6 protein-coding genes are annotated in these 7,420 nt (G+C 72.1%); 4 read left to right on the plus strand and 2 right to left on the minus strand.

Annotated elements, in window-relative coordinates:
• Nucleotides 1–60 precede the first annotated feature (60 nt).
• Together G4D87_RS30110 and G4D87_RS30115 are read left to right on the plus strand one after the other, a co-directional pair.
• A complete protein-coding gene (locus tag G4D87_RS30110; RefSeq protein WP_163786146.1) occupies nucleotides 61–672 on the plus strand; it encodes a rhodanese-like domain-containing protein in 612 nt (203 codons plus the stop codon).
• A complete protein-coding gene (locus G4D87_RS30115) occupies nucleotides 672–1,550 on the plus strand; it encodes a sulfite exporter TauE/SafE family protein (RefSeq protein ID WP_240358726.1) in 879 nt (292 codons plus the stop codon). Before G4D87_RS30110 ends, G4D87_RS30115 begins: the two co-directional genes overlap by 1 nt.
• Nucleotides 1,551–1,557: 7 nt before the next feature.
• On the opposite strand, the gene G4D87_RS30120 is transcribed toward G4D87_RS30115, so the two are convergent.
• Nucleotides 1,558–3,102 (minus strand): sensor histidine kinase, encoded by a 1,545-nt coding sequence (locus G4D87_RS30120; protein WP_240358724.1) that lies wholly within the window; start codon nucleotides 3,100–3,102, stop codon nucleotides 1,558–1,560.
• Between the two features lie 153 nt (nucleotides 3,103–3,255).
• Between G4D87_RS30120 and G4D87_RS39680 the strand changes: the two genes are divergently transcribed.
• Complete coding sequence (locus G4D87_RS39680; protein ID WP_240358725.1) at nucleotides 3,256–3,672, plus strand: hypothetical protein; 417 nt, start codon at nucleotides 3,256–3,258, stop codon at nucleotides 3,670–3,672.
• Nucleotides 3,673–3,761: 89 nt separating this feature from the next.
• A complete protein-coding gene (locus G4D87_RS30125) occupies nucleotides 3,762–5,417 on the plus strand; it encodes a formate--tetrahydrofolate ligase (protein ID WP_163786148.1) in 1,656 nt (551 codons plus the stop codon).
• A gap of 62 nt (nucleotides 5,418–5,479) precedes the next feature.
• Here G4D87_RS30125 and G4D87_RS30130 read toward each other — a convergent pair whose 3' ends face one another.
• Complete coding sequence (locus tag G4D87_RS30130) at nucleotides 5,480–7,075, minus strand: methyl-accepting chemotaxis protein (protein ID WP_163786149.1); 1,596 nt, start codon at nucleotides 7,073–7,075, stop codon at nucleotides 5,480–5,482.
• Nucleotides 7,076–7,420 lie beyond the last annotated feature (345 nt).

A 7,420-nucleotide genomic window follows, 5' to 3' on the forward strand; every position in this document is an offset into this window, starting at 1 on the left:
CCGCCAACCAGGCCTGCGGACACACGCCGCCCGCACCTCCCCTCCAGCCCTGAAGCCCTCATGCATCCACTCTTCGACAACGCCACGCCCCATCCCGCGGGCTACCGCGACGTGGACGTGGGCCAGCTCGCGGCGTGCCTGCCCTCCCAGCTCACGCGGGTCGACGTGCGAGAGGCCGCCGAGCTCGACGGCATCCTGGGCCACCTCGCGGGCATCCGGCACGCGCCGCTGGCCACGGTGCGGGACGTCGTCGGCGCCTGGCCGCGTGACACGGACGTGGTGCTGGTATGCCGCTCCGGGGCGCGCTCGGCGAGGGCGGCCACGAGCCTCGTCACCCTGGGCTTCACCCGGGTGATGAACCTGCGAGGCGGGATGCTCGCGTGGAACACCGCGCGGCTGCCCGTGGTGCGCACCGCCCCACACACCCTGCCCACGCTGGGCACCGTCCGCGACGGGCTGCTCGACGGCCTCCACCGCGCCCTGGCACCACCGCCCCACGAAGTTCTTACCGCCCCCCCACTGACGAACCCGTCACGGGAAGCACTCACCGCCGTGCTCGACGCGCTCCAGGCCGCGAGGCCACCGGGCGTGCGGGACACCGCCGCCTTCGAGCACCTGCTGCGCACGTGCCAGGACCTGCTCGCCGTCGCGCGCGCGGAAGGCGAGCGGTGATGCTGTACGCGGGCCTCGCGGGTGCGCTGCTCGTGGGCATCCTGCTGGGCCTGCTCGGAGGAGGCGGCTCCATCCTCACCGTACCGCTGCTCATCTACGTCCTCGGCGTCGAGCCTCGCACGGCCATCGCCATGTCCCTGGTGGTGGTGGGCGTCACCAGCGCCAGTGGCGCCTTCCTTCACGCGCGCGCGGGCCGCGTCCGCTGGCGCACCGCGCTCGTGTTCGGCGCAGGTGGCATGGGCGGGGCATTCCTCGGCGGCCGGCTCAACCCCCACCTCGCGCCGGACACGCTGCTGCTCCTGTTCGCGGGCGTCATGGTGGCCGCCGCCGTGGCCATGCTTCGCCGCCGGGAGGCCGGGCCCGTCGCCACCACCGGCCCCCCGCTCCCCGCTCCGCGGGTGCTCGCACAAGGCGTCGCGGTGGGCGTGCTGTCGGGACTGGTGGGCGCCGGGGGCGGCTTCCTCATCGTCCCCGCGCTGTCACTGGCGGGGCTGTCCATGCCAGTCGCCACCGCCACGTCCCTGGTGGTCATCGCGCTCCAGTGCGCGGCGGGCCTGGTGGGACACCTGGGCCACCTGGACCTGCCCTGGCTGCTCACCGGCGAGGTCCTCCTGGCCGCGCTGACGGGCAGCCTCGTGGGAGGAAGGCTCGCGGGGCGCGTGCCCCCCGCGTTGCTGCGCAAGGGCTTCGCGGTGTTCGTGCTGACCACCGCCGCCTTCCTCCTGGGCGCCCAGGCTCCCGCGCCGCTGCGTGAGCGCATGTGGACGGAGGGGCCGTGGCGCTGGAGCGTGGCGCCCCTGGTCGTGGGCATTCTCGTGGCGGTGTGGCGTCTGCGGGTGGCACGCCAGCGACAGAGCGCGCAAGCCCTGCTCCGGTGAAGCGCTGTCACGCGGACGCCAGCGGCACGGTGAAGTGGAAGGTGGAGCCGCGCCCCAGCTCGCTCTCCACCCACAGCCGGCCGCCATGCCGCTCGACGATGTCCCGGCAGATGTAGAGCCCCAGCCCCAGGCCACCGAAGCCGGAGATGGGCGCGTTGCGAGCGCGAAAGAAGCGCTCGAAGAGGTGCTCCTGCTGGTCCCGCGGAATGCCAATGCCTTCGTCCTGGACGGAGCCGTGGGCGTGGCGGTCCTCCCGAGCCATCCGGACATGAACCGTTCCCCCACTGGGGCTGTACTTGAAGGCGTTCTCCATCAGGTTGACCAGGACCTGCGCGAGCCGGTCCGCGTCGCCCAGGACGACCAGGGGTGCCTCCGGCGCTTCGTACTCGACCCGGTGGTGCGCGCTGGACAGGCGCATCTCGGAGACGACTTCGTGGGACAGCTCCTGCAACACGACGGGCCCATGCTTCAGCGTCAGCCGCCCTTCCTGGATGCGCGAGGTGTCCAGCAGGTCATTCACCAATCCCGTCAGACGGCTCACCTGCATCAACGACTTGTCCACGTGCCGGGCGGGGGACCCGTCCGCCTCGACTCGCTGTTGCCGCAGCATCTGGAGGTGCAGCTTCAACGGCGTGAGCGGCGTCTTCAGCTCGTGCGCGGCGATGGACAGGAAGTCATCCCGCACGCGGATGGCCTCCTGGGCTTCGCGCAGCAACCGCTCACGCTCGGCCTCGGCGTGCCGCTCCGCCGTCACTTCCCGGTAGCTCCACACGCGCCCGATGATGGTGCCCCCCATCCACTGCGGCAGCGACTTGCGCTCCAGGATGCGCCCGTCCAGCAGCTCCACCGTCTCCACGTCCACTTCCTCGGACGGCGTGAAGCGCTCCCGGATTCGCGAGGTGAACCACTCCGGGTTCTTCACGCCGCCCGCCGCGCGCACCAGCACCCGCTCCGAGTCGCGGTCCACCATCAGCTCCTCGGTCAGCCCCCAGATATCGAGGAAGCGCTTGTTGAAGGCCGTGACGCGCTTGTTCAGGTCCACCACGATGACGCCTTCCGCAATCGAGTCGAACGTGGCGCGCAGCACCGAGTTCATGTGCGCCAGGCTCTCTGGCGCGGGCCGCGTCACGCCGCCCTCGGTGACCTGCCCCATCGAGGACTCGAAGACCTGGAGGCGCGCGCAGGCCCCCAGCAAGGTCCCCTGCGCGTCGAACACGGGCAGGACGAAGGCCTTCAGGCCCGGCTCCTCGTGGACACCGGCCTTGCCCTGGAGCGCGGGCCGCATCGCCTGCGCCAACCACGGCAGCCGGGCGAGCACCCCCTCCACGGGGCGCCCTTCGAAGGGCGCGTCATGCGGTCCGGTGGCATGAATCAGCGCCGGGTCCATCCAGGCCACGCGCCCGTGCGCGTCGACGATGAGCGCCGCCTGGAGCGCCTGCCCCAATCCCAGCAGCGCCGGAGCGAAGGGGGGCCCGCTCGGGTGACGGGCCTCGGCGGACCCCGGCGCGTCCCGGTTGCGCCGTCCCTGCTCATGGATGTGCACCTTCGACATGGGCGCTCCTCGGCCTCGTTGACGGGACATGGCCGGCGGAAAGATGCGGCGCCCGCCAAGGGCATGAAAGGGGCCACCCTGCTCGGCCGCCACCGCCGGAGGGACTCCGACGCCAAGGCCGCTGGCCCCGCGAAAGCAGTAGGCTCCCGCCGCATGACGACCTCCCGCCTCGTGATGCTCCTCCTGATGCCAGTGCTGGCCACGGGCTGCGCCTCCACCGCCAGCGCCACCCGGCCGGCCGAGCCCGCGACGGAAGCGGCGGCCCCCGAGGCCACCTCCCGCGCGCCCTCCGGCTATGGCTACAGCGAGGACGACCCCATCCACGTGGGCGGCGGCGTCGACGGGGAACACGAATACCTCCAGCACCTGCGGGGACCGCAAGGGCAGAAGGTTCGCTACGAGCGGCGAGGAAGCTGCTGCGCCTTCGAGTCGGAGGGCTCGCCCTTCGGCGCCGGCATGCTCGACGTGTACATCGTCAGCTACGAAGGGCTCGAGGCGCCGGTGATGCTCTACCTCAACATGTATGACAGGAAGGACCCGCGCGCCCCCGAAGGCTTCCGCCTGGACTGACGCGCGCCAGCGGTCTTCACGGCCCCGGATTCCAACAGGCACGCGTCTGCGCCGTTGACCGCTGGCGGGTCCGCGCGGAGATTCCCGGCATGACGCTGAGAGCCATGACCGACGTGGGCGCCGAGCTGGGCCTGTCTCCCGAGGACGTGCTGCCGTGGGGAACCCACCGCGCCAAGGTGTCGCTGGACGCGCTCGGCAAGCGGGGCGGCCGGCAGGGGCGCCTGGTGCTCGTGTCCGCCATCAACCCGACGCCGCCGGGCGAAGGGAAGACCACGATGTCCGTGGCGCTGGCCATGGGCCTGCGCAAGCGGGGGCGCCGCGTGGTGGCGGCCCTGCGCGAGCCGTCCCTGGGGCCCGTCTTCGGCGTGAAGGGCGGCGGCACCGGCGGCGGGCAGGCCAGCCTGGAGCCCGCGGCCGACATCAACCTGCACTTCACCGGCGACCTGCACGCCATCACCAGCGCCAACAACCTGCTGGCCGCGCTGGTGGACAACGCCGTCTTCTACGGCCAGCCGGTGGCCCTGGACGCCACGCGCGTGCGCTGGCGGCGCGCGCTGGACATGAACGACCGCTTCCTGCGCAACGTCATCGTCGGCCTGGGCGGCAAGGCGCAGGGCGTGCCGCGCGAGGACCACTTCGACATCACCGCCGCCAGCGAGGTCATGGCCATCCTCGCGCTCGCGGAGGGGCTGAAGGACCTGGAGGCGCGGCTGGGGCGCGTCATCATCGGCCACACCCGGGACGGCCAGCCGGTGCGCGCGCGCGACGTGGACGCGGCGGCGGCCATGGTGGCGCTGCTCAAGGACGCGCTGATGCCCAACCTCGCCCAGACGCGCGAGGGCGGCCCCGCGCTGGTGCACGCGGGCCCCTTCGCCAACATCGCCCACGGGTGCAGCTCCGTGCTGGGCACGCGCGTGGGGCTGGCCTACGCGGATGAGGTCATCACGGAGGCGGGCTTCGGCTTCGACCTGGGCGCGGAGAAGTTCCTGGACATCAAGTGCCGCGGCAGCGGGCTGTGGCCTCGGGGCGTGGTGCTGGTGGTGACGCTGCGCGCGCTGAAGCACCACGGTGGCGCCGCCCCCGCGCGCGTGGCCGAGCCGGACCGCGAGGCCCTGGTGCGCGGCTTCGCCCACCTGGAGAAGCACCTGGAGTCGGTGGCCGCCTTCGGCCTGCCGGCCGTGCTGTGCGTCAACCGCTTCCCGCAGGACACCGAGGCAGAGCTGGAGGAGCTGCGCGCCTTCGGCAAGGCCCGCGGCGTGGAGCTGGCCGTGTGCGACGGCTTCTCGCGCGGCGGTGACGGCGCGCTGGAGCTGGCCGACCGCGTGCTGGAGCTGCTGGACGGCACGGACGCCGCGCCGCCCCAGCCGCGCTTCCTCTACGACGTGGCGCAGACGCCCGAGGAGAAGGTGGCCGCCATCGCCCGCACCGTCTACGGCGCGGACGACGTGGCCTTCACCGCGAGCGCGAAGAAGGACCTGGACGCCATCCGCGAGCTCGGCGGCGCCGGGCTGCCGGTGTGCATGGCGAAGACGCACCTGTCGCTGTCGGATGACCCCTCGAAGCTGGGACGGCCGCGCGGCTTCACGCTCACCGTGCGCGAGGTGCGGCTGTCCGCGGGCGCGGGCTTCATGGTGGCGCTCACCGGCGACATCCTGACGATGCCCGGCCTGCCGCGCGAGCCCGCCGCCCGCCGCGTCACCGTCCACGATGACGGGCGCGTCACCGGGCTGATGCAAGGGGAGTGAATCCAAGCCCCGGGCCGGGGTGCCACCCAGGACGGTGGCACCCGCGCGGCCCGGCGGCCGTGTCAGACGCGGAAGCCGGTGGACAGCTCCTGGAGCTGCCCCAGCGACGTGTTGATTTGCGTCACCGCCTGCTCGGCCGTCATCGTGGCCGTCACCACGTCCGCCATCATGGAGGACAGCGTGGTCATCACCTCGGTCATCTGCGCGATGCCCGCGTTCTGCTGGGTGACGGAGGCGACAATCTGGCGCGCGGCCTGACTGCTCTCCTGCACCACGGTGGTGATTTCCTTCAGCGTGTCGGCCGAGGCGAGCACCTGCTCGATGCCTTCCTCCATCTTCTCGCTGTCGCCCTCGGCGATGCCCACCGTCTGGCGGATGGCCTGGTTGATTTCGAGGAGAATCTTGCCGATGCGCTGGGTGCTCTGCAGCGACTGACCGCTGAGTGAGCGCATCTCCCGCGCCACCACCGCGAAGCCCCGGCCCTGCTCCCCGGCGCGCGCCGCTTCGATGGCCGCGTTGAGCGCGAGCACGTTGGACTGGTCCGCCAGGTCCTTCACGCTGCCGATGATTTCACCGGCGTGCACGGCCTGGTCGCTCAGGTGCCCGATGCTGCCCACCAGCGCGCCCACGCGCTGGCGAATCTGCTGGAGCCCTTCCGCGCTCTTCTCGATGGACTCCTGGCCGGACGCGCTGAACGCGTCCGCCTGTCCCGCCACGCGGAGCACCATCTCCGCGCGGCTGGCGGCCATGCTGGACGTCTGCGCGATTTCGGCGATGGTGGTGCTCGCCTCGGTGAGGCTGCGAGACTGGTTGGTGAGGAAGTTCACCTGCTCCTGGCTGGCCTGCGTCAGCGTCTTCGCCGCCTCCGTCAGGTCCGTCACCACCGTCTGGATGGTGGTGGGCACGTTGCGCAGCCGGGACACCATGACCTGGAAGCCGCGCGCCAGCTCGCCCACTTCGTCGTGAGCGCTCACGTCGATGGCCTGCGTCAGGTCGCCCTTCTCCGCGATGCGCGTGGCCACGTGGGTCAGCTTCGCCAGCGGCAGCGTCACCTCGCGGTGCAGCCAGATGGCCAGCCCCACCGTCAGCGCGATGCACAGCAGCACCAGCGCCGTCACGGCCCACGTGCTGGCGCTGTGCAGCCCGGCCACCTCCTCATAGGAGCTGGCGATGGCCCGGGAGTCCTCGTCCACGGCCTGCTGGAGCGCCTCGCGCAGCGACGCGGCCTGGGCCTCCACCGCCGCGAACATGGGCGCCGCCTGCGCGTCACCCGCCACCACGAGCGCCAGCGCCTGTTCGGCGGCCGTCCAGTAGGTGGTCAGGGCCGCCTTGAGCGCATCCGCGCGCTCGGTGTCGGCTCCCGGGACGGCCCGCGCGAGGTCGAGCTTCGCCTGGAGCTCGCGCACCTCCGCGCGCACCGGCTCCAGCCCTTCCGCCACCTTCCCCGTCACCGCCACCACCACGTTGCGGTGCAGGCCCGGGTAGCGGTGCATCACCTCACGGCTCAGCTCGATGGTGGGCACGTGCGAGCTGCTGATGCGCGCGTACACGCCACCGGAGCGCGCCCCCAGGGCGAAGAACGCCACCAGGATGGCCACCAGGAACACCGCGACAACGGCTGGCAACAACATCATCTTCTGCTTGAGCTTCAAACGCACCCGCTGGCCTCCCCGCTACCGTGAGCACCCTTCAACGCCCGCGACTCCGTGCCGCTCGCCGCGGCCAGAATCCGGCAGTGGAAGCGCCACCCCGTCTTCCAGGGCCCGCTGCGCCAGCACATGTCGCCATCCTTCCGTGGACTCCCACGGGAGCCACATCCTCGCGCGGCCGGTGCTCACGCCGCGCGTCGTAGGATAGCCAACTGTCCGCGGGCGGGTAACTCTCACCACCCGTGTCGTTCGGACGGACTCGGAGCGCCGTGAAAGACGGGTAGGACCGGACCCCACCCGGGGGACCTCATCCCAGTAGCCCGGTTTCGCGGTGCGCTCAGGGCGGGGGGGCAG

This window comes from Myxococcus vastator, from assembly GCF_010894475.1.
GTDB lineage: Bacteria > Myxococcota > Myxococcia > Myxococcales > Myxococcaceae > Myxococcus > Myxococcus vastator.